Here is a 21,846-nt window from a genome sequence, read left to right as displayed (position 1 = left end):
TTGGCGTCGGACACGGTGTTCTCGTCCGCCACTACGCTTTCCCCCGGACCCGACGGAACTCTACCGTCGTCGGATATCCGGATGCGGCCGAGTCGAACGGGTCCTGTGTCGCTTGTACTTCATCGGTGAGAGTGCGCAGCACATGCCAGCCGAAGCTGCGCTGATCCGGCAACCCCTCCGTCGCGGCGAGGCCGGTGACCCGAACGAGTAGTTCGGTTTCCCCGACGGTGAACCGGCAGTGCAGGCTGGTCCCCGGTGCCGCGACCGCGATCAGTGTCGAGCACACCTCGTCGACGGCCAGCCGGATATCGGCCACCTCGTCAAGGGTGAAATCGCTGAGCAGCACCAGTGTTTCGGCGAGCCCACGCACGATCGGCAGCTGCGTCACCGACGCTGCCACCCGAATCTCCACCGGGGTGCTGTAGAGCCCCTGTTCCGCCGAAATGTTGATCACCCTATGCAGGCTACCCACTCCCGGCCGGAGCAACCCCAGGTACCGGTAAGCTCCCGCGATGTGTCCGATTCGACGTTTAGGCGCCCGACCACGCCGATGATCGCCCCGTCCATCCTGTCCGCCGACTTCGCCCGCCTCGCGGATGAGGCAAAAGCCGTGCATGGCGCCGATTGGTTACATGTCGATGTGATGGACGCGCACTTCGTGCCGAATCTCACCCTCGGACTCCCGGTGGTCGAAAGTTTGTTGAAAGCCACCGACATTCCGCTCGACTGCCATCTGATGATCGAAAATCCGGGCCGCTGGGCCCCGCCTTACGCGGAGGCGGGTGCGTACAACGTCACCTTCCACGCCGAGGCGACCGATGATCCGGTCGCGGTCGCGCGCGATATTCGCGCGGCCGGCGCCAAGGCCGGTCTTTCGGTGAAGCCGAATACGCCGATCGAGCCGTATCTGGAAATCCTGCGCCACTTCGACACGCTGCTGGTGATGAGCGTGGAGCCGGGCTTCGGCGGACAGTCGTTCATTGCGCATGTACTGGAAAAGGCGCGCATCGTGCGTCGGCTGGTGGACGCGGGCGAACTGCGTTTGATCGTGGAAATCGACGGTGGTATCAATGCCGACACGATCGAGGCCGCCGCGGCGGCGGGCATCGATTGTTTCGTCGCCGGATCCGCGGTCTACAACACCGCCGATCCGAGTGCGACCGTCGAAAAGCTGCGCCAGCAGGCCGCAGCGCTCAGGTCGGGAATCTCCTAGCGGGCGGGCACTTTCCGGCCGCCGATAGTGCGGGTCGCCTCGATCACCGCGGTGAGTGGTGGCAGGGTCGTCGCACTCTCCGGCGGCTGGATCCAGGTGCGATAGCCGGTGCGCTCGTCATCCGGTGAGGGCAGCACGACCTGGCTCCCGATGCAGGCGACGGTCGCGTACAGCCGGAACAGCTCCGCGGATACGGCCGTGCTGAGGGTATCGGGCCGGGCCGGGCCGGTGATGAAGGTCCAACGCCTGGCTCGCGGATGGTGCACCACCGGTGCGGCGAGCTGCGCCTGGATGAGCTGTTGCTGCACTTGCTCGCCCAGCTCGGCGGGCATCGTGATGGCGCCGTAATGGGCGCCGATTTGGAGCAGGATGCGGCGGGACGTCGGGTCGATCGATGCCGGCATATGGAATTCGCGCCGGTACTGCACACAGCGAACTTCCAGCGTCGAATCGAGAAGATCGGTCACGCAACACCCCCATAAGTGTCGAACCTGATTTGACCCACTGCGGCATCAGGCTTCCTCGAGTGGTGGATTTCCCTGGGCGAACTCGCCGGACCACATCGGGCCGGCAGGAACCGTTCGCACTGAGCTGTTAGTCGAAGTTGAACGATAGGAATCGGCTACATAACAATATTGCGACCATTTTCGGGCCCGCGCAAGGTTTTGGTGTAAGTGTGTTGCGGCTGGGTACAACTTCTGATTTCGACTCTATACGCCACGGATGAAATCGATTCGTGTGATCACGAAAATGGGAATGAACAATTATCGTCGGCGGGGAAACGGCGATTTTCTCGCACGGCCATGCATTATCTCGCTTCGAAAAATAATCTCCGCTGGTTCGGCGCGGCCTGAGGTGCCCTGTGGTCTGCTTCCCCGGGAACTCGCCGAGCCACGGTTTCCGCCGACCGCTGGCCGGAACCGCGGTGTCGTCTACGACCCGGCGTCGTTAGGCTGGGGAGGGATCGGCGTGCCGACGGGAATAGCCGCCGGATCCCGGCTGTTCGGCAACCGTAGGAACGACGTGACAGGGAGTCAAGGCATGTTCACAGGCATCGTCGAGGAACTCGGCGAGATCGTCGCCACCGAAGAGCTGGCCGATGCCGCCCGGCTGACGATCCAGGGCAAGCTGGTCACTTCCGATGCGAGACACGGTGATTCGATCGCTGTCAACGGCGTCTGCCTGACCGTTGTCGATGTGGTCGATGGCGATTCGTTCACCGTCGACGTGATGCAGGAGACGCTGAACCGTTCCGGCATCGGCGGACTCGGCCCGGGGTCACGGGTAAATCTCGAGCGAGCGGCCGCGCTGAACAGCAGGCTCGGCGGCCATCTGGTGCAGGGCCATGTCGACGGCACCGGAACCGTGCTCGCGCGCACGCCATCGGAGAACTGGGAGGTCGTGCGGATCTCGCTACCGGACGCGATCGCCCGCTATGTAGTGGAGAAGGGTTCGATCACCGTCGACGGCATCTCGCTGACGGTCTCGGGTCTCGGCATCGCCGACGAGCCCGCCGCCGACGGCAATCGCGACTGGTTCGAGGTCTCGCTGATTCCGACCACCCTGGCCATGACGAATCTCGGCGCCGCCACCGTCGGTACCACGGTGAACCTGGAAGTCGATGTCATCGCCAAGTACGTCGAACGTCTCCAACAACGCGGCTGATCCGGCCGGGCGGCGGCGACTCGCCGTCCACGCCGTACTGTATGGAGGCACCTATTTCGAGATGGAGCACAACAGACGTGACCAGGTTCGACACCATCGAGCGCGCAGTCGCCGATATCGCTGCCGGTAAGGCGGTTGTCGTCGTCGATGACGAGGATCGCGAGAACGAGGGCGATCTCATCTTCGCGGCCGAGAAGGCGACCCCCGAGCTGGTCGCCTTCATGATTCGCTACACCTCGGGCTATATCTGTGTGCCGCTCACGGGCGAGGACTGCGATCGACTCGGCCTGCCGCCGATGTACGCGCAGAACCAGGACAAGCACGGCACCGCATACACCGTCTCGGTCGATGCCAGGGAGGGCATCAGCACCGGTATCTCCGGTGCCGACCGTGCCACCACCATGCGACTACTCGCCGACCCGAATGCGAAGGCCGACGATCTGACCCGCCCGGGTCACGTGGTTCCGTTGCGTGCCAAGGAGGGTGGCGTGCTGCGCCGTCCCGGCCACACCGAGGCCGCGGTCGATCTGGCGCGAATGGCCGGATTGCAGCCCGCCGGTGTCATCTGCGAGATCGTGAGCCAGAAGGACGAGGGCCATATGGCCCGTACCGAGGAATTGCGCGTCTTCGCCGACGAGCACAACCTGGCGCTGATCTCCATCGCGGAAATGATCGCCTGGCGGCGCAAGCACGAGAAGCAGGTCATTCGGGTCGCCGAGGCCAGAATCCCCACGGCCCACGGCGAATTCAAGGCTGTCGGCTATCAGAGCATCTATGACGATGTCGAGCATGTCGCACTGGTGCGCGGCGATATCGACGACGGCGACGATGTGCTGGTGCGGGTGCATTCGGAATGCCTCACCGGTGATGTCTTCGGTTCGCTGCGCTGCGATTGCGGTCCGCAGCTGGACGCCGCACTGGAGATGGTGGCCCAGGAGGGTCGCGGTGTGGTGCTCTACATGCGCGGACACGAGGGTCGCGGCATCGGGTTGATGCACAAGTTGCAGGCCTACCAGCTGCAGGATTCGGGCCACGACACCGTCGACGCGAATCTGGAACTCGGCCTGCCCGCCGACGCCCGCGACTACGGCACCGGCGCGCAGATTCTGGTGGATCTCGGGATTCGGTCCATGCGCCTGCTCACCAATAATCCGGCCAAACGCGTCGGGCTGGATGGCTACGGGCTGAAGATCACCGAGCGGGTGCCGATGCCGTTGCGCGCCAATGCCGAGAATCTGCGGTACCTGCGTACCAAACGGGACCGGATGGGACACGACCTGATCGGGCTGGATGAACTCGATCTCGGCGAGACCGCACAGTGATTTCTCACCTCGACGCAGCCTGGAAAGGAATTCAGTGAGCGAGCGCAACGAGCGAACGATGTCACAGCGCCCATCGCGCATGTCGGAGCCCGACCGGAGGTCCAAGGGGCGAAGCCCCGCAGCTCAGGGGGTGTGGGGGTGGCCCCCACAGGATCCCAGCGCCAGCGAGGCGCGAGCATGAGCGGCACCGGTGTACCCAGCTTCGAGCTGTCGGATGCCAAGGATCTGAAGCTCGGTATCGTCGCCTCGCGCTGGCACACCCAGATCTGCGACACGCTCGTCGCGAATGCGGAGCGGGTGGCCAAGGACGCGGGCGTCGAGCACATCACCGTGGTGCGGTGCGCGGGTGCGATGGAACTGCCGGTGGTCGCTCAGGAATTGGCTCGCTCGCATGACGCGGTGGTCGCGCTCGGTGTGGTGATCCGTGGTGGCACACCGCATTTCGAATACGTCTGTGATGCGGTGACCGCCGGCCTGACCCGGGTGTCGCTCGATGCCGGCACGCCTGTCGCGAATGGTGTGCTGACCACCGATAACGAGGAACAGGCGCTGGATCGGGCCGGACTGCCCGGTTCCGCCGAGAACAAGGGCGAACAGGCCGCCGCGGCGGCGCTCGATGCCGCGCTCACGCTGCGCGCCCTGCGGCAGTCCGCGTAGCCATGCCGGTCGTCCGCATCTGGCGCAGAGGCGCTTCGGCCGCCGAATCGGATTCCGGTGAGTGGGAACTCGAAGTACGGCCGCATCGCGCGGTACGGACCGCGTGGATCGTCGCGGGACTGCTGGTCGCCGGTTTCACTACCGGCGGCATCTTGTTGCGTCACGGCTCGACGGGCGTGAACTTCCGACTCGCGGACCAGTTCGCCATGATCGGCATCGGCGTGCTCGGTGCGGCGGCAGTGCTGCTACTGACTCGGCCGCGGGTCCGGGTCGGCAAGCGTGGCATTTCGGTGCGGAACATCCTGGGCGACACCGAATTCCCCTGGAAGTACATCCGCGGCGTCTCGTTTCCGGACCGAAAGTCCTGGGCCCGCCTCGAATTGGTCGACGACGACTACGTCCCGCTCATGGCCATCCGCTCCAACGATAAGCAACGCGCCGTCGAGGCCCTGGACAAATTGCGGATGCTGGGCGCGAAATACACTGCCGAACAAGAGTAGTCGGGTATTTCCCTCGGGGTGCACGACCTCATGAGCTCGCGTGCTTGCCGAGGCATTGGCCGACGATCCGCTCATGGCATACTTCTGGCCGGTTGCGATGCGTCGCCGAAAAGCGTCGCCGCTGTTCTGGGATTCGTGCTTCGCATCTGGACAGCGGGACGGGATCGTCGACATCGCAGCCTCGAGCGACGGCGGTGAACTCGGCCGCTCTGGGAACCTGCGGTGTGGCATCGCCGCCGACCAAACCGGTGCCCCTGATCCGGGCACTCGGTCGCGGTCTACGGCGGACACTACGGGCCGTCACGCGGACCGATGGTGTTCGGCCCCGAATTCCGCATCTGTATCTCGCGGCCATCGGAACCGACCCGACATGCAGGGCAATGGTTTCGCGTCGGCATTGCTCGAGAAGCGCTTATCAGGCACCACGGACCCGGGTTTCCGACTGGCGACCAGACTGTCTGATGTGCCGTTCTAGGAGCGTTTCGGCTTCGAACGGCTAGTCGCCCTGGCACTCGATGACGGCCCGCTGCGCTATGCCTCCAATGCTTCGGGCCGAATAACGCAAGCGCGGGTCAGTGGGCGTCGCCGAGGACGGCGCCTTCACGCCGGGGGTCGGCACCGCCGATCCAGCCGTCGGTGCCGTCGCGTTGCAAAGCGCTGGTGCCGCTGGATTGTGGGGCGACCGAGACCTGGTGACCGAGTTCGCGCAGGCGCAGAACCAGTGGATCGTGATCGCCGTTATCGGTGGCATTGATGGCTGGGTGTTCGCCGCCGACGCCGGTCGCCGGACTGTTTCCGGCGCCGAAGTCCACTGCGGAGACCGCCTGCTGAGGGTCCAGGCCCCAATCCAGCACGCCGATCAGGGCTTTCACGACGAATTGGATGATCACCGAACCGCCGGGGGAGCCGGCGACCTCGGTCAGATCGCCCCGCGAGCCGTCGGTATTTCGGTTGAAGACCAGGGTCGGGCTCATCGAGCTGCGGGGCCGCTTACCCGGCTGCACGCGATTGGCCACCGGGGCGCCATCGGTGCCGAATGGATCGGCGGAGAAGTCGGTGAGCTGGTTGTTCAGCACGAATCCGTCGACGAGATGGAACGACCCGAAGGCGGCTTCGACCGTGGTGGTCATCGAGGCGGCATTGCCGTACTTATCGACCACCGAGATATGGCTGGTGCCGTGCTCCGGCGGCTGCGGACCGACGCCGAGCGGCACCGGGCCGAAATCACCGGGCTGCGCGGTACCCATGCTGTGGCCGGGATCGATGAGACCGGCGCGCTTTTTCAGATAGTCCTTGTTCACCAGGGTCTGTGGCGAATTGCCCGGCAGTGGAATGAAATCCGTATCGGCGACGTATTTGTTGCGGTCGGCGTAAGCCAGCCGCTCGGCCTCCGAGATCAGATGCACCGCTTCGGCCTTCGGCTTGCCGCCGTTGCGGTCGATATTGTCCGGCGGCAATGCGGACAGGTCGAAGTTCTCCAGGATGCCGAGCGTGGCCGCGACAGTGATGCCACCCGAGGACGGGTTCGGCATACTGCAGATTTCGTGCGTGCGGTACGTCGTGCAGAGCGCGGTGCGCTTCTTGGCCTGATATCCGGCGAGGTCGTCGGCGGATATCAGGCTCGGGGTGCGGCCGCCTGCGGTGGACGCGGCCGCGTCGACGATGTCGTGGGCGATCGCGCCGGTGTAGAAGGCATTGACGCCGTCGGTGGCAATGGCGTTCAGGGTCTTCGACATTGCCGGGTTGGTCAGCACAGTGGCGGCTCGTTTCGGGGTGCCGTCCGGATTGAGGAAGTAGGCCTTAGCGGATTCGTCCACCGCGAGATCCTTGGCGGATTCAGCGATCTGACTCGCCAGCCGCGGACTGATCGGGAAGCCGCGATCCGCCAGGCCGATGGCCGGGTCGACCAGATCTCGCCAAGCGGTCTTGCCATGGTCGCGATGCGCCATTTCCAGCATGCGCAAGACGCCGGGCACGCCGATCGAGCGTCCGCTCGCGCGGGCACTCGGCTTCGGCTCGGTCCGATCGGTATCGCTGACCCAGCGTAGATAGTTCTCGGTCGCCGCCGCGGGGGCGATCTCCCGACCGTCGTATGCCTCCACGCTCTTGCTGGCCGCATCGTAGTAGAGCATGAACGAGCCACCGCCGATGCCGGAGGACTGCGGCTCCACCAAGCCCAGTACCAGCTGGGCCGCGGTGAGCGCATCCGCGGCCGTGCCACCGTTGCTCAGCACCTCACAGGCGGCCTTGGTGGAGAGCGGGTTGGCCGTGGATACCGCGTAGGTCTTGGTGCGCACCGCCGTCATGTCGGAGCGGTAGCCGGTCGCGATCTCCGGATGGGTGCTCAAATCCTTGGTCGCGCCGGGTGTCGCACCCGCCGAGGTCGCGACCACCGGGGTCCCGTTCGGTGTCGGGGTACACGCCGCGCTCGTTGGTGTGTCATCGGATGAGCATCCGCTGACAACGCTGACGATGAGCATGAGCGCCGCCGCGGCGCTGACCCAGGTTCCTCGCGTGCGACTCATGGACCGCACTGTATCGCCGATCGCCGAACGTCGCAGGAAATCCGTCCCAGTGCTGGTGAGTTCAGCGAAAACGGTTAGCGGGCAATCACATTGAGCGCTCATTCGAATGCGACGCTGCGGGAACGGGAGTTCGACCCGATGACGGGTGCGGCGGTCGGTAGGCTGACGCAGTGGCGATCGAGGCGGTTCTTTTCGACTTCTCCGGCACGCTGTTTCGGCTCGAACCCGATGAAAGCTGGGCCGATATGGTCGGAGCCGATGACAAACCCCTGGACCGGTCGCAGCAGGCCGCGATCTTGGATCGGATGACGACGCCGGTCGGTCACAGTGCGGTCTTCGATGCCGAGGGTCGGCTCGCCTGGGAGCGGCGGGATCTGGATCCGGCAATGCACCGCATCGCCTACCACGAGGTGTTGCGACAAGCCGGGGTGTCGACACCGGAGCTGATCGAGCGACTCTACGACTGGATGCTCGACCCGCTGGCGTGGACGCCGTATCCGGACACCGGCGCCGTGCTGAAAACCCTGGCAGCACAGGGCATCCCGGTCGCAGTGGTGAGCAATATCGCCTTCGATATCCGACCGGCATTCGCGGTCAACGGCTGGGATCGGCTCGTCGCCGCGCACACGCTGTCGTTCGAAGTTGGCGCGGTGAAGCCGGATCCGCGGATCTTCCTGGCCGCGGTGGACCAGCTCGGTGTGCGTCCCGAATCGGCGCTCATGGTCGGCGACAGTGCCGTGGCCGATGGCGGCGCGGTAGCGGCCGGCTGTGGTTTCGCGCTGGTCGATCCGTTGCCGACGGTGGAGCGCGCCGAAGGTTTGCTCGAGGTATTGCGGTGGCATGAACTGGCCTAGTGTCCGGTATGTGACCTGTGACACACTCCTCGATTCTTGAATGCCCTTGCCTCCGAACTGAATTAGCTTGCTGTGACGCCCACCACATCGTGGTGCGCAAGCACGGGGAGTGGCCATGGATGATGCCGAGGCACATTTCGAATCGTCGGCGGTGCGGACGGCGCCGCCCGTCGGCCTGCCCGAATCGGTGCGCGAGGCCAGAGATGGCGCATGGGGACTTGCGGGTTTCGGCCTTGCGTATCCGATTGTCCTCGGCCTGATCATCGGGGATGACGCGGCCCGATCCGCGGCTGTGCAATTCGGCGGTAGCTGGGTGCTCGGCCTGGCTGTACTCGTCCTCGGCCGCGGGCCATTGGTGCGGCGGGTCGCGATCGGTTCGGCCCTGCTGCAATCCGTCGCCGTGCTGTGGATTCACGTCGAGGCCGTCCCGAATTCGGCGGGGTTTGTCGTCGTCTTCTTCACGTTGGGCGCGTCGGCGACGATCGTGTACCAGCTGTGGCGACCGGAAGCCAAGGCGTGGTTCGACATTCGGGTCGCCGACGCCGAGTGGTGAACGGCTCGGATCACGCGGGTTGTGCGGAAGGTTCGGTCGTCACGAGATCGGGCTCCGCTGATCGCGCGTAGCGCTGGGCGAGGACCGTGCAGGTCAGTAGCTGGATCTGGTGGAAGACCATGAGCGGCAACACGATCAGGCCGACCGGATGTCCGGTGAACAGAACCGAGGCCATGGGGAGTCCGGTGGCCAAGCTCTTCTTCGATCCGCAGAACACGGCCACGATCTGATCGGGGCGCGAGAAACCCAGCAGGCGGCTACCGAAGGTGGTGATCGTCAGGACCACGGCGAGCAGGCCGGCGCACACCGCGACCGTCGCCAGTAGTGCCCGCGGCGATGTAGCGCTCCAGATGTGTTCCACCATGCCCGCGCTGAAGGCGGCATAGACGACAAGATAGACCGAACCACGATCGACGGCCCTGGTCACCGCGGTGTGCCGCAGCAGCCGGGTCATCCGGGGTCGCAGGACTTGACCCGCCAGGAACGGCAGCAGCAGTTGAACCACGATCGCCAGGATCGCCGTCGGGGAGACGGTCGCCTTGCCGGTGGTGTCCATCAGTAGCATGACCAGCAGCGGGGTCGTGAAAACACCGATCAGATTCGACAGTGACGCGCTGACCACCGCGCCCGCCACATTCCCGCGGGCAATGGCGGTGAAGGCAATCGATGACTGCACGGTCGATGGCACCAGACAGAGGAACAGCACGCCGGTGTAGAGATCGTCGGTCAGCACCGATGGCGCCAGTACGTGCATGGCCAGCCCGATGAGCGGGAAGACCAGATAGGTCACCGCCAGCACCGCCGAATGCAACCGCCAATGTCGCAACCCGGCCAGTGCCTCCCGGGGCTCGAGCCGAGCGCCGTAGAACAGGAACAGCACGCCGATCGCGACCTTGGTCATCCAGTCGAGCACATCGGCCGCGACACCGCGCGCGGGAAGTAGCGCGGCCACCGCCACGCTGGCCAGGAGGCCGAGCATGAACGCATCGATGCGGAGTTTGGCGAGAAACTTCACCCGTCGACGGTACGACCCGCCCGATTGAACGCAAAAGGCGTTCCGAACGATATCTGTAAACGCAAACGACGATAATTGGAGTATGTTCGAACCTGAACTGCTGCGCACATTCCTCGCCGTCGAACGCGCGGGGGGTTTCACCGCCGCGGGGCGCATCCTCGGCCTGCGTCAGTCCACCGTCAGCGGCCATATCGCCCGTTTGGAGAAGGCCGCGGGACGGGAATTGTTCCGCCGCGACACCCGTAATCTCGCGCTGACCGCCGACGGCGCGGCCATGGTCGGCTTCGCCCGCACCATCCTCGACGCGCAGGGGCAGGCCGAGCGCTACTTTTCCGACTCCACCCTTACAGGTTTGATTCGCCTCGGCGCCTCCGATGATGTGATGGCCCGCGAACTCCCCGACGTACTCCTGGAATTCCAGCGCATCCATCCTGGCGTTGATCTGGAACTCACCGTCGGCCTGAGCGAAAATCTCAAAACCCGCATGGCTGCCGGTGAACTCGACCTGATGGTCGGCAAACGCCTGCCCGGTGAGCGGCACGGCGAACTGCTCTGGCGCGACCGGCTGGTGTGGGCGGGCCGTTCGGCCACGACGGAATTCGACGATCCGGTCCCGCTGGTCACCTATCCGCCACCCAGTCTCACCCGCCGCATCGCATTGCAGGCCCTCGAACGCGACGCTCGCACCTGGCGCGTCACCTGCACCAGCGACAGTCTGCTCGGTCTGCGCGCTGCCGTGCTCGCCGGCCTCGGCGTCATCGTGCATGCCGAAACCCTGATCCCGGACGGTCTGCGCGTTCTCGCCGACCCGCGGCTGCCGGCGCTCGGCGACCTCGAATTCGTCCTGATGCGGCGTCGCACGACCCTGTCCGCGCCGGAGCGGGCGCTGTGCGATGCGATCGTCGCGAGTGCCCGCCGCTTCGGCTGAGCCGCGCCCATGCGGACGTGTCGGAGCCGGTCGATAGGCTTGGATTCGTGGCAGATCCCGCGACCTACCGGCCGAAGCCGGGCACGATTCCCGTTGAACCCGGTGTCTACAAATTCCGGGACGCGCACGGGCGTGTGATCTATGTCGGCAAGGCGAAGAGCCTGCGCAGCAGGTTGAATTCGTACTTCGCCGATGTGGCTTCGCTGCATCCGCGGACCAAGCAGATGGTCACGACGGCGGCCAGCGTCGAATGGACCGTGGTCTCCACCGAGGTGGAAGCCCTTCAGCTGGAATACAACTGGATCAAGGAGTTCGATCCGCGATTCAACGTGCGGTATCGGGACGACAAGTCGTATCCGGTGCTTGCGGTCACCTTGAACGAGGAGTACCCGCGGCTGTTCGTCTATCGCGGCGCGCGCAAGAAGGGGGTGCGGTACTTCGGTCCGTACGCGCACGCCTGGGCTATTCGGGAGACTCTCGATCTGCTGCTGCGGGTCTTTCCCGCGCGTACCTGCTCCAACGGAGTTTTCAAGCGGCACAACCAGATCGGGCGGCCGTGCCTGCTCGGCTACATCGACAAATGCTCGGCGCCGTGCATCGGGCGCGTCGATGCCGACGAGCACCGCCGGATCGTCGAGGACTTCTGCGACTTTCTGGCCGGGCGCACCGATCGCATGGTGCGCGATTTGGAGCGCCGGATGCACGACGCCGCCGAGGAGTTGGACTTCGAAACCGCCGCCCGGCTGCGCGACGACGTCCAAGCGCTGCGACGGGCACTGGAGAAGCAGGCAGTTGTCCTCGGCACCGGTACCGATGCCGATGTGGTCGCCTTCGCCATCGATGAGCTGGAGGTGGCGGTCCAGATCTTCCACGTCCGCGACGGCCGGGTGCGCGGCCAGCGCGGTTGGGTGGTCGACAAATCCGGCGACGCCATCGACGGCCACGAGGCCGGTGGCGAGGTGGCCGCGTTGGTCGAGCAGTTCCTCACCCAGTTCTACGGCGAACAGGCCACACTGGCCGAACAGGGCGAGGACGAACAACCGGCCACCGCGGTGCCGCGCGAGGTGCTGGTGCCGGAACTGCCCGCCGATGCCGAACAGGTGCAGGAGTGGCTGAGCAAACTCCGTGGTTCGACGGTGCGGCTGCGGGTACCGCAGCGCGGTGACAAGAAGGCGCTCGCCGAAACCGTGCAGCGCAATGCGATGGAGGCGCTGGCCCAGCACAAGCTCAAGCGCGCGGGCGATCTGACCTCGAGATCCGCTGCGCTGCAAGATATTCAAGATGCCCTCGATCTGGACAGCGCGCCGCTACGAATCGAGTGTGTGGATATCAGCCACGTGCAGGGTACCGATGTGGTGGCCTCGCTGGTGGTGTTCGAGGACGGTCTGCCGCGCAAGTCCGAGTATCGCCACTACGCGATCAAAGAGGCCGCGGGCGAGGGCCGCTCCGATGATGTCGGCAGTATCGCGGAGGTGACCAGGCGGCGGTTCTATCGCCTGCGCCGCGAACGGGATGCGTTGGCGGCTGAGGAGCCGACATCCGGTCGGGAGAATGGACACGTCGACGAATCCGCCGACGACCTCGAACTCACCTCGCGGCCCGGTATCGACCCACACACCGGTCGCCCGCGGAAATTCGCCTACCCGCCCAATCTCTATGTGGTCGACGGCGGCGCACCTCAGGTCGCGGCCGCCGTGGAGGTCCTCGACGAACTCGGCATCACCGATGTCGCGGTGATCGGCCTGGCCAAACGGCTGGAGGAAGTGTGGGTGCCGGGGGAGAGCGATCCGGTGATCATGCCTCGCAATAGCGAATCGCTATACCTGCTGCAACGAGTGCGCGACGAGGCACACCGCTTCGCCATCACCTTCCACCGCAGCAAACGCTCGCGCCGGATGACCGCATCCGCATTGGATTCGGTACGCGGCCTCGGCGAGTCCCGCCGGACGGCGCTGGTCACGCATTTCGGATCGGTTGCCAAACTGAAGGAGGCGACGGTCGAGCAGATCACCGAGGTGCCCGGCATCGGAGTGGCGACCGCCAAGGCCGTTTTGGCCGCATTGCAGGAGGAATAAGACATCTACGTTGTGTGTCTGCGCCCGATACCGGAACCGGTGCGGGATGATCGACAGGCACCCTGACACAGATCCGGTAGGACATGAGACGCGTCGAATCGAACAACAGTGCGGGGAGCCCGCGGTCGACCCCTGGGCGGACCGGCCCCGCGGGCTCCATCGGCGCACCCGTCGGACGCAGCGACAGCAACCCATCCCAACCGCGGGTCGAGGTCGTCATCGTGACCGGCCTATCCGGCGCGGGTCGCGGCACGGCGGCCCGTGTACTCGAGGATCTGGGGTGGTACGTCACCGATAACCTGCCGCCGGAGCTGATCGGCCGGATGGTGGAACTCGGCGCTTCCGCCGAACCGCCGATTCGCCGCCTCGCGCTGGTCATGGATGTGCGCAGCCGCTTTTTCACCGGCGATCTCTCGGCAGTCACCGACCAGCTGCGGTCCGCGGGCGTACCGACAAGGATCCTGTTCCTGGAGGCCTCCGACGACGTGCTGATCCGGCGCTTCGGCTTCGCGCGCCGGCGCCATCCGCTGCAGAGCGAAAGTGCCGACGGTACGCTCTCGGCGGGCATCGCGGCCGAACGGATTCGCCTCTCCGCCGTGAAGACGGCGGCCGACCTGGTGATCGACACGACCGAACTCTCGATCCACCAGCTGCACCGCAAGTTGGAGGAGGCCTACGGCGGCGGCGCGCCCACCGCACTGCAGCTGACGGTGCAGTCGTTCGGATTCAAGTATGGGGTTCCACTCGATGCGGACATGGTGTTGGATGTGCGTTTTCTACCCAATCCGCATTGGATACCGGAACTCAGGGAACATTCGGGACAGGAGACCGTGGTCAGCGAGTATGTATTGTCGCGTCCCGGCGCGGCCGATTACTTGAGTACCTGCCACCACCTGGTCGATCTGACGACGAATGGTTACCGCCAAGAGGGGAAGCGATACATGACGGTCGCAGTGGGCTGCACCGGAGGTAAACACCGCAGCGTCGCGATAGCCGAGGCGCTCGGCGAATTGATCGGCTCCGCAGTGTTCGATTCACTGCAGGCAGAAGCATCCGGTCCGGCCGATGTGGTACGGGTCGTGCATCGGGATCTGGGGCGCGAATGACGGGGTGGGAATCGGATCCCGCCATAGTTGCGCTCGGTGGCGGGCACGGCCTGTATGCGACGCTGACCGCGGTGCGGCGGCTGACCAGAAAGATCAGCGCGGTGGTGACCGTCGCCGACGACGGCGGTTCATCGGGCCGACTGCGCGCCGAACTCGGTGTGCCACCGCCCGGCGATCTGCGCATGGCGCTCGCGGCGCTGGCCGCGGACGGCGAGGATGTGTGGACGCGCACCGTGCAACACCGCTTCGGCGGCACCGGCGCGCTGGCCGGACATTCGGTCGGCAATCTGATCCTCGCGGGTCTGACCGAGGTGCTCGGCGATCCGGTCGCCGCGCTCGACGAGGTCGCCAAGATGTTGCGTGCCACCGGGCGGGTGCTGCCGATGTCGCCCATCGCGCTCGATATCGAAGCGGATGTTTCTGGGCTGGAAGCGGATCCGCGCGTGAGCCGTTGCATTCGTGGGCAGGTCGCCATCGCGACGACACCGGGTAAGGTGCGGCGGGTGCGGCTGATCCCGTCCGATCCGCCGGCCAGTCCGGAGGCCACCTCGGCCATCGAACACGCCGATGTCGTTGTGCTGGGCCCCGGTTCCTGGTTCACCAGCGTGATTCCGCATGTGCTCGTCCCCGAATTGCGCGACGTGCTGGTGTATACCAGGGCGCGCAAGGTCCTGGTGCTGAATCTGGCCGCGGAGCCGGGCGAAACGGCGGGTTTCTCCGCGGAACGCCATCTCCATGTATTGTCCCAGCACGCACCGGAATTCGTGGTCGACGAGGTACTGGTCGATTCCGGGTCGGTGCCGGAGGGTCGCGAAAGAGAACATGTGGCCAGGGCTGCCGAGCAATTGCGGGCACGAGTAACCTTTTCCGATGTCGCCGAAGCGGGCACCGACCGGCATCACCCCGGAAAGCTTGCCGCCGCACTGGATCAGCTGATCCGGCAACCTCGGCCACATATGGCAGGGCTTCGAGTCGAGGGACGGCACATGGGTCAGGATGTGCGTTCCGGGTTGGGTGGAAAGGAGCGCGTCTCGTGGCGATGACGGCCGAAGTGAAGGACGAGCTGAGCAGGCTCACGGTCTCGCAGGTGAGTTCCCGCAAGGCGGAACTGTCTGCGCTGCTGCGGTTTGCCGGCGGTCTGCATATCGTCGGCGGGCGGGTGATCGTCGAGGCCGAGGTGGATATGGGTTCCATCGCGCGCCGGCTACGGCGCGAGATCTTCGAGCTGTACGGCTACGGCTCCGATGTGCACGTGCTCGGCGCGGGTGGTCTGCGCAAGACCTCGCGCTATGTGGTGCGGGTGTCCAAGGAAGGCGAGGCGCTGGCCAGGCAGACCGGTCTGCTCGATGTGCGCGGTCGTCCGGTGCGCGGACTGCCCGCACAGGTGGTCGGCGGCAGCATCGGCGATGCCGAAGCCGCTTGGCGCGGAGCGTTTCTCGCGCATGGCTCGCTCACCGAACCGGGTCGCTCCTCGGCGCTGGAGGTCAGCTGCCCAGGTCCGGAGGCCGCGCTCGCGCTCGTCGGTGCGGCGCGTCGGCTCGGCATCACCGCCAAGGCGCGTGAAGTGCGCGGCACCGATCGGGTTGTGGTGCGCGACGGCGAGGCCATCGGCGCACTGCTGACGCGGATGGGTGCGCAGGACACCCGGATCGTCTGGGAGGAGCGCAGGCTGCGCCGCGAGGTGCGGGCCACGGCGAATCGTCTGGCCAATTTCGACGATGCGAATCTGCGCCGCTCGGCCCGTGCCGCGGTCGCCGCGGCCGCGAGAGTCGAACGCGCACTGGAGATTCTGGGCGATGAGGTGCCCGACCATTTGGCCGCGGCGGGCAAGCTGCGGGTGCAGCACCGCCAGGCGTCACTGGAGGAGCTGGGCCAGCTTGCCGATCCGCCGATGACGAAAGACGCTGTGGCGGGCCGGATTCGACGCCTGCTGTCGATGGCGGACCGCCGGGCCAAGGAGTTGGGGGTACCTGATACCGAATCGGCCGTCACCGCCGAACTGCTCGACGAAGCCTGAGTCGAATCGCCGTCAAAGGGACGGCGATCCGATTCGACCGAACGCTCCCCGTCTGTGCGTCTCGAGACGAATGTCGGTGGTACCAACCAGGCGGTACAACGAGCCGGGTAGTTTGGGGCCAGCACCGCGGAGTAATCCGACAACCATGGGCTCGCTGTACGACGAGCCTGTCCCGTAATTGCTGTTCCGGCCTGATTGACCACAACGGAGCAAGTCTTACGAGCGACGTTCGCGACCCGTCTCGCGTCCGTGGGAAGGCGCGGCTATCGACACAGCTGAGTCGTCGAAGCGCATGCGACGAAGTCGCGAGTCTCGACGGCTCGGACCCGCCCATCGAATGCCGCCGGACAAAGTCCGTCATCAGTCTCTTGCGCTTGGACGAGACTCTTGCGCTCGGACGGGCGAATGCGAGGCCACCGCACACCAGGGGCGGCGAGCGCGCAGCGTCGGAGGTGCTGCAAATCGAACACAGCTCGGGCACTAGTGTGGTTTATGGCATCGGAATGAATCCGCTTGAAAGCTGAGGAGCGATAACGTGACTGTCCGGGTAGGCATCAACGGCTTCGGTCGTATCGGACGAAACTTCTTCCGGGCGGTGGAGGCGCAGAAGGCGCTCGGCACCACCGACATCGAGATCGTCGCGGTCAACGACCTCACTGATAACGCGACCCTCGCCACGCTGCTGAAGTACGACTCGATCCTCGGCCGCCTGCCGCAGGACGTGTCGCTGGACGGCGACGACACCATCGTGGTCGGCGAGCAGCGGATCAAGGCGCTGGCCATCAAGGAGGGCCCGTCCGCCCTGCCATGGGGCGACCTCGGCGTCGACGTGGTCGTGGAATCCACCGGCATCTTCACCGACGCGACCAAGGCGAAGGGTCATATCGCCGCGGGCGCCAAGAAGGTCATCATCTCCGCGCCCGCCAAGGGTGAGGACCTGACCGTCGTCATGGGTGTCAACGACGACAAGTACGACGGCAGCCAGAGCATCATCTCCAACGCCTCGTGCACCACCAACTGCCTCGGCCCGCTGGTGAAGGTGCTCAACGACAGCTTCGGCATCGAGCGTGGTCTGATGACCACCATCCACGCCTACACCCAGGACCAGAACCTTCAGGATGGCCCGCACAGCGATCTGCGCCGTGCCCGCGCCGCCGCGCTGAACATCGTGCCCACCGGCACCGGCGCCGCGAAGGCCATCGGCCTGGTGCTCCCGGAGCTCAACGGCAAGCTCGACGGCTACGCGCTGCGCGTCCCGGTCCCGACGGGCTCGGTCACCGACCTCACCGTGACCCTGAGCAAGTCGGCCTCGATCGACGACATCAACGCCGCGTACAAGGCCGCCGCCGAAGGTGCGCTGAAGGGCATCCTGAAGTACAACGTGGACCCGATCGTGTCCAGCGACATCGTCACCGACCCGCATTCCTGCATCTACGATGCGCCGCTGATCAAGACCATCGATGACCAGGTGAAGGTGGTCGGCTGGTACGACAACGAGTGGGGCTACTCCAACCGCCTCGCCGACCTCATCGGCCTCGTCGGCAAGTCGCTCTGACGCACATGGCAGTCAAGACACTTCAGGATCTGCTGAACGAGGGTGTCGAGGGTCGGGGCGTACTCGTGCGCTCCGACCTGAATGTCCCCCTCGACGCGAACGGCGAGATCACCGATCCGGGCCGCATCATCGCGTCGGTGCCGACGCTGCGGGCGCTGGTCGAGGCCGGTGCCAAGGTCGTCGTCATGGCACATCTGGGCCGTCCGAAGGGGGAGCCGGATCCGAAGTTCTCCCTCGCCCCGGTCGCGGTGAAGCTGGCCGAGCTGCTGGACCGCAATGTCCAGCTGGCCGGTGACGTCGTCGGCTACGACGCGCTGTCGCGCTCGGAGGGCCTGACCGACGGCGATGTGCTGCTGCTGGAGAACGTGCGTTTCGATGCGCGCGAGACCAGCAAGGACGATGCCGAGCGGGCCAAGCTGGCCGCCGCGTTGGTCGAGTTGGTCGGCGATGACGGTGCGTTCGTCTCCGACGGCTTCGGTGTGGTGCACCGCAAACAGGCTTCGGTCTACGATGTGGCCAAGCTGCTGCCGCATTACGCGGGCACGCTGGTCGCCGCCGAGGTCGAGGTGCTCGCCAAGCTGGGGGGCGGGCTGGAGGACAATGACGCAGCCCCGGAGCGCCCGTACGCGGTCGTGCTCGGCGGTTCCAAGGTCTCCGACAAGCTGGCCGTCATCGAGGCGCTGGCCCCCAAGGTCGACACCCTGGTGATCGGCGGCGGCATGTGCTTCACCTTCCTTGCCGCACAGGGTCTTTCGGTTGGTGCCTCGCTGCTGCAGGAGGAGATGATCGAAACCTGCAAGGGGCTGTTGGAGCGCTACGCGGACGTCATCCACCTGCCGCGCGATATCGTCGTGGCGAACAAGTTCGCGGCCGACGCGGATTCGAAGGTGGTGCCCGCCAACGAGATTCCGGACGGTTGGCTGGGACTGGATATCGGTCCCGAGTCGGTGGACCGGTTCGCGGCACTGCTCACCGAGGCGAAGACGGTGTTCTGGAACGGCCCGATGGGTGTGTTCGAGTTCGAGAACTTCGCCGCGGGAACCCGTGGCGTCGCCGAGGCGATCGTGACCGCGACTGGTAAGGGTGCCTTCACCGTCGTCGGCGGTGGTGATTCGGCCGCGGCCGTGCGCGCGCTCGGCCTGCCCGAGGACGGTTTCTCGCACATCTCCACCGGTGGCGGCGCATCCCTCGAATACCTCGAGGGCAAGGAACTGCCCGGTATCGCGGTATTGGAGGACTGAACCATGGCACGCAAACCGCTCATCGCGGGCAACTGGAAGATGAACCTCAATCACCTCGAGGCCATCGCCCTGGTGCAGAGGATCGCCTTCGCGCTGCCGGAGAAGTACTTCGCGAAGGTCGATGTCGCTGTCATCCCGCCGTTCACCGATATTCGCAGCGTGCAGACCCTCGTCGAGGGTGACAAGCTGCTGATCACCTATGGTGCGCAGGATGTTTCGACCCATGACCAGGGTGCATACACCGGTGAGATCAGCGGTGCCATGCTGGCCAAGCTGGGGTGTACCTTCGCGGTCGTCGGCCATTCGGAGCGGCGGCAGTATCACTCCGAGGACGACGCCACCGTGCTGGCCAAGGCCAAGCAGGCGCTGAAGTACGGGATCACCCCGATCGTGTGCATCGGTGAGGGGCTCAATGTCCGCGAGGCGAGGACCCACGTCGAGTACAACCTCGAGCAGTTGCGTGGCTCGCTCAAAGGTCTGACGGCGGAAGAGATTTCGAAGATCGTCATCGCCTACGAGCCGGTCTGGGCCATCGGCACCGGTAAGGTCGCCACCCCCGCCGACGCGCAGGAAGTCTGCGGTGCGATTCGCGCGGAGCTGGTCGAATTGGCCTCGGCCGAGGTCGCGGCGGGTGTGCGGGTGCTCTACGGCGGTTCGGTGAATGCCAAGAACGTCGGCGAATTGGTCGCGCAGACCGATATCGATGGCGCGCTTGTCGGCGGTGCGTCGCTCAAGGGCGACGAATTCGCCACACTGTCCGCGATTGCCGCCGGTGGTCCGCTGCCCTGACAGGTGAATTTTCGAATCAGCCCGGTAGCATGCCCGATCGCACGCTCCCGGGCTGATTCGCGTTCGGCACCATCCTCCCACCGACAGCTGTGCGATCAAGATCAGGTGGCACTGGCGGCGGAGGCTTCTCGGGCGATGCCGCCCTAGCTTCCTCGTGATCGCATGTCCAGCTCGAGGGATACGCGGACGGTGATCAAACTGGAGTCGGCCGATCGGGTGACCATAGGGCTCTGCTTCGGGACGCCTGGGAGGCGGAGAGGATTGCGGACCAGGTAATCCTGACGCGGAAGTGGTTGTCGGGATCAGAGGTGGTTCACGGTGAAACCGCTGGCTGTCAGTGCCAGCTCCAGTGGCTCGTCGTGCGGGCCCATGGAGATCTCGGCGGTCCGCACGTCCGGATAGTGCACATGTAATCGGTACATGATGCCGCGGAGGAGGGCGGCGAGTTCGGCCGGTTGCTTGGTGGCGTGCACGAGGCACAGCCTGGCGGTCTCCGCGGAGATCCCGACGGAGCATTCGGCCAGGAGTGCGCCATCGGGATCGATATAGCCCAGAGTGAAGGTGGTGTGCAGGAATTCGTCTCGTTCGGTGAGTAGCGCGGTGACGGTATCCATATCCCAGCCGCCGTTGTCGGGGTGGCGAATACGTCCGGCGGCAGCGTAGAGCTCGGCATAGCGGACCAGTGTTACCGGAGACGGCGGTGCGGGCAGCTTCTCGATGTGGGAGGACGGAAGATCCGGCCACGGACCGATCGCCACATGCCAGGTGCGTTTGCGGTCCGGATGGCGCAGATCCGGTGTGCGGGAGGCGTTTCGGTTCACGGCTGTGCCGCGCGCAGGGTCAGGCCGAAGCCGTTGGTATTGCGCAGGATCAGCGTCTGCGCGTCGATGGTGGCCGTCGTCTTGCCGTCGAGGACCTTCAGCACCGCCTGCTCGATCTCCATGATCTCCGGTGCGCACGCCATCTCCGTGGTGCCGATCTGGAAGGTGACGTCCGGACCGTTGGCGGCGGGTGATGGGGTGGCGTGACCGGTCATACGATTGCATCCAGCGTTGCCGGAGACCGCGCCGTCGGCCGCGATGGTGAGTGTTGGCTTCACATCGTCCAGGGTCTGCGAACGGATCTGCGCATCGGGCGTCATCAGTGCGGAGACGATCCACGTCGTGCCGATGAGCGGCCGATCGGGCTGGGCGACCTTCTTGTCCAGCAACGTGACCGTTATTTCCTTCCCGGTCAGCGTCAATGTCGAATTGTCGAGCCGCCACTTGGGCAGTGCCGCCAACACCTTGTCCTGCCAGCTATCGGCCTGGTTACGTTCGTCCGGACAGGCCATCAGTGTGCTCGCCAGGGTCCCGACATGCAGGATTCCTTCGGTCAGATCCACCGTGCCACTGACGGTATTACAGCCGGAGTTCGCCGAGATCCTGCCATCGGCGAAGGTGAGCGTCATCGGGCCGCCGCCTGGAATCTGCTCTCCCTCGACACCGGTCGAGACAAAGGTGCGCCCCATCGGCGATGCCGCCGGTTTGTTCTCCTGCTTACCGTCATTCGAACACCCGGCCACCAGACCGGCCGCCACAGCCAGAAGAACCCCAACGCGCACCGTTGTCGCCGACATGTAGCCGATGGTACGGGGCGTCGCCGCTGGAAACCGCGCGACTCAGCTGACCCTTGATCCGCGGGGCTCGAGTCCGCGAAGGCGCACGTCGTTGTGTGGTCGGACACCTGGGCGTTCGGGGTGCAACTGTTTCGCTCGTCGACCACCAACCGCCCGGCCGCCGACCGCACCGACCCGAGGCGCGCCCAGGTCGCGGCAAGCGGATCGGCAGCG

At 65.5% G+C, this 21,846-nt stretch carries 21 protein-coding genes; 15 read left to right on the top strand and 6 right to left on the bottom strand.

Annotation, left to right across the window (positions count from 1 at the left end; all coding sequences use genetic code 11):
- Positions 1-31 precede the first annotated feature (31 nt).
- Positions 32-454 carry an anti-sigma factor gene (locus AB0J29_RS08390; protein WP_364781355.1) on the bottom strand — a complete coding sequence of 141 codons (423 nt, stop codon included), beginning with the start codon at positions 452-454 and terminating at the stop codon, positions 32-34.
- Between the two features lie 96 nt (positions 455-550).
- On the opposite strand from AB0J29_RS08390, the gene rpe reads away from it, so the two are divergent.
- A complete protein-coding gene (gene rpe / locus AB0J29_RS08385; protein WP_364781757.1) occupies positions 551-1,213 on the top strand; it encodes a ribulose-phosphate 3-epimerase in 663 nt (220 codons plus the stop codon).
- On the opposite strand, the gene AB0J29_RS08380 is transcribed toward rpe, so the two are convergent.
- Positions 1,210-1,680, bottom strand: a complete 471-nt coding sequence (locus AB0J29_RS08380; RefSeq protein WP_364781352.1) for a hypothetical protein — start codon at positions 1,678-1,680, stop codon at positions 1,210-1,212. The genes rpe and AB0J29_RS08380 overlap by 4 nt on opposite strands.
- Positions 1,681-2,254: 574 nt before the next feature.
- Here AB0J29_RS08380 and AB0J29_RS08375 point away from each other — a divergent pair.
- From AB0J29_RS08375 to AB0J29_RS08360, 4 genes are all read left to right on the top strand, one after another.
- Complete coding sequence (locus AB0J29_RS08375; protein ID WP_364781349.1) at positions 2,255-2,878, top strand: riboflavin synthase; 624 nt, start codon at positions 2,255-2,257, stop codon at positions 2,876-2,878.
- Positions 2,879-2,955: 77 nt separating this feature from the next.
- Complete coding sequence (locus AB0J29_RS08370) at positions 2,956-4,200, top strand: bifunctional 3,4-dihydroxy-2-butanone-4-phosphate synthase/GTP cyclohydrolase II (RefSeq protein ID WP_364781346.1); 1,245 nt, start codon at positions 2,956-2,958, stop codon at positions 4,198-4,200.
- Between the two features lie 177 nt (positions 4,201-4,377).
- Complete coding sequence (gene ribH, locus AB0J29_RS08365) at positions 4,378-4,857, top strand: 6,7-dimethyl-8-ribityllumazine synthase (RefSeq protein WP_364781343.1); 480 nt, start codon at positions 4,378-4,380, stop codon at positions 4,855-4,857.
- A 2-nt stretch (positions 4,858-4,859) separates the two neighbouring features.
- Positions 4,860-5,357, top strand: coding sequence for a PH domain-containing protein (locus AB0J29_RS08360; protein WP_364781340.1), 498 nt, complete (start codon positions 4,860-4,862; stop codon positions 5,355-5,357).
- A 572-nt stretch (positions 5,358-5,929) separates the two neighbouring features.
- Here the strand turns inward: AB0J29_RS08360 and AB0J29_RS08355 are convergent.
- On the bottom strand, positions 5,930-7,882 hold the full coding sequence (locus AB0J29_RS08355) for a gamma-glutamyltransferase family protein (protein WP_364781337.1): 1,953 nt from the start codon (positions 7,880-7,882) through the stop codon (positions 5,930-5,932).
- Positions 7,883-8,052: 170 nt separating this feature from the next.
- Here AB0J29_RS08355 and AB0J29_RS08350 point away from each other — a divergent pair, with 170 nt between their 5' ends.
- Together AB0J29_RS08350 and AB0J29_RS08345 are read left to right on the top strand one after the other, a co-directional pair.
- Positions 8,053-8,736, top strand: a complete 684-nt coding sequence (locus AB0J29_RS08350) for an HAD-IA family hydrolase (protein ID WP_364781334.1) — start codon at positions 8,053-8,055, stop codon at positions 8,734-8,736.
- A gap of 115 nt (positions 8,737-8,851) precedes the next feature.
- A complete protein-coding gene (locus tag AB0J29_RS08345) occupies positions 8,852-9,289 on the top strand; it encodes a hypothetical protein (protein WP_364781331.1) in 438 nt (145 codons plus the stop codon).
- Positions 9,290-9,299: 10 nt separating this feature from the next.
- Here the strand turns inward: AB0J29_RS08345 and AB0J29_RS08340 are convergent, their stop codons facing one another.
- Positions 9,300-10,304, bottom strand: coding sequence for a bile acid:sodium symporter family protein (locus AB0J29_RS08340; protein WP_364781328.1), 1,005 nt, complete (start codon positions 10,302-10,304; stop codon positions 9,300-9,302).
- 82 nt (positions 10,305-10,386) lie between these two features.
- Here AB0J29_RS08340 and AB0J29_RS08335 point away from each other — a divergent pair, with 82 nt between their 5' ends.
- From AB0J29_RS08335 to tpiA, 8 genes are all read left to right on the top strand, one after another.
- Positions 10,387-11,232, top strand: coding sequence for a LysR substrate-binding domain-containing protein (locus tag AB0J29_RS08335; RefSeq protein WP_364781325.1), 846 nt, complete (start codon positions 10,387-10,389; stop codon positions 11,230-11,232).
- Between the two features lie 47 nt (positions 11,233-11,279).
- The gene (gene uvrC, locus AB0J29_RS08330; protein WP_364781322.1) at positions 11,280-13,307 is read left to right on the top strand and encodes an excinuclease ABC subunit UvrC; all 2,028 of its coding nucleotides are present in this window, start codon (positions 11,280-11,282) and stop codon (positions 13,305-13,307) included.
- Between the two features lie 83 nt (positions 13,308-13,390).
- Entirely contained in the window at positions 13,391-14,413 is a 1,023-nt protein-coding gene (rapZ, locus tag AB0J29_RS08325; RefSeq protein WP_364781319.1) for an RNase adapter RapZ, read from the top strand.
- The gene (yvcK, locus tag AB0J29_RS08320; protein ID WP_364500660.1) at positions 14,410-15,456 is read left to right on the top strand and encodes a uridine diphosphate-N-acetylglucosamine-binding protein YvcK; all 1,047 of its coding nucleotides are present in this window, start codon (positions 14,410-14,412) and stop codon (positions 15,454-15,456) included. The genes rapZ and yvcK overlap by 4 nt, the downstream gene beginning before the upstream one ends.
- Positions 15,447-16,430, top strand: a complete 984-nt coding sequence (gene whiA, locus AB0J29_RS08315; RefSeq protein ID WP_040692075.1) for a DNA-binding protein WhiA — start codon at positions 15,447-15,449, stop codon at positions 16,428-16,430. The genes yvcK and whiA overlap by 10 nt, the downstream gene beginning before the upstream one ends.
- 535 nt (positions 16,431-16,965) lie before the next feature.
- A complete protein-coding gene (gap, locus tag AB0J29_RS08310) occupies positions 16,966-17,985 on the top strand; it encodes a type I glyceraldehyde-3-phosphate dehydrogenase (RefSeq protein ID WP_364781316.1) in 1,020 nt (339 codons plus the stop codon).
- 5 nt (positions 17,986-17,990) lie between these two features.
- Positions 17,991-19,226, top strand: a complete 1,236-nt coding sequence (locus AB0J29_RS08305) for a phosphoglycerate kinase (RefSeq protein ID WP_364781313.1) — start codon at positions 17,991-17,993, stop codon at positions 19,224-19,226.
- Positions 19,227-19,229: 3 nt separating this feature from the next.
- Positions 19,230-20,015 carry a triose-phosphate isomerase gene (gene tpiA / locus AB0J29_RS08300; RefSeq protein WP_364781310.1) on the top strand — a complete coding sequence of 262 codons (786 nt, stop codon included), beginning with the start codon at positions 19,230-19,232 and terminating at the stop codon, positions 20,013-20,015.
- A 302-nt stretch (positions 20,016-20,317) separates the two neighbouring features.
- On the opposite strand, the gene AB0J29_RS08295 is transcribed toward tpiA, so the two are convergent.
- Positions 20,318-20,836: a hypothetical protein gene (locus AB0J29_RS08295; protein WP_364781307.1), complete on the bottom strand. Its 519-nt coding sequence runs from the start codon at positions 20,834-20,836 to the stop codon at positions 20,318-20,320.
- On the bottom strand, positions 20,833-21,633 hold the full coding sequence (locus tag AB0J29_RS08290) for an META domain-containing protein (RefSeq protein WP_364781304.1): 801 nt from the start codon (positions 21,631-21,633) through the stop codon (positions 20,833-20,835). The genes AB0J29_RS08295 and AB0J29_RS08290 overlap by 4 nt, the downstream gene beginning before the upstream one ends.
- Positions 21,634-21,846 lie beyond the last annotated feature (213 nt).

Source organism: Nocardia sp. NPDC049707, assembly GCF_040674855.1.
In the GTDB taxonomy this organism is placed as follows: Bacteria; Actinomycetota; Actinomycetes; order Mycobacteriales; family Mycobacteriaceae; genus Nocardia.
The sequence above is the reverse complement of the archived record's forward strand: the minus strand, read 5'-3'. Positions and strand labels throughout refer to the sequence as shown.

Coding starts and splice junctions, on each gene's coding strand:
- rpe (WP_364781757.1), top strand. CDS start 551: ATGATCGCCCCGTCCATCCTGTCCGCCGACTTCGCCCGCCTCGCGGAT.
- AB0J29_RS08375 (WP_364781349.1), top strand. CDS start 2,255: ATGTTCACAGGCATCGTCGAGGAACTCGGCGAGATCGTCGCCACCGAA.
- ribH (WP_364781343.1), top strand. CDS start 4,378: ATGAGCGGCACCGGTGTACCCAGCTTCGAGCTGTCGGATGCCAAGGAT.
- AB0J29_RS08360 (WP_364781340.1), top strand. CDS start 4,860: ATGCCGGTCGTCCGCATCTGGCGCAGAGGCGCTTCGGCCGCCGAATCG.
- AB0J29_RS08355 (WP_364781337.1), bottom strand. CDS start 7,882: ATGAGTCGCACGCGAGGAACCTGGGTCAGCGCCGCGGCGGCGCTCATG.
- AB0J29_RS08345 (WP_364781331.1), top strand. CDS start 8,852: ATGGATGATGCCGAGGCACATTTCGAATCGTCGGCGGTGCGGACGGCG.
- AB0J29_RS08335 (WP_364781325.1), top strand. CDS start 10,387: ATGTTCGAACCTGAACTGCTGCGCACATTCCTCGCCGTCGAACGCGCG.
- rapZ (WP_364781319.1), top strand. CDS start 13,391: ATGAGACGCGTCGAATCGAACAACAGTGCGGGGAGCCCGCGGTCGACC.
- yvcK (WP_364500660.1), top strand. CDS start 14,410: ATGACGGGGTGGGAATCGGATCCCGCCATAGTTGCGCTCGGTGGCGGG.
- AB0J29_RS08305 (WP_364781313.1), top strand. CDS start 17,991: ATGGCAGTCAAGACACTTCAGGATCTGCTGAACGAGGGTGTCGAGGGT.
- tpiA (WP_364781310.1), top strand. CDS start 19,230: ATGGCACGCAAACCGCTCATCGCGGGCAACTGGAAGATGAACCTCAAT.
- AB0J29_RS08290 (WP_364781304.1), bottom strand. CDS start 21,633: ATGTCGGCGACAACGGTGCGCGTTGGGGTTCTTCTGGCTGTGGCGGCC.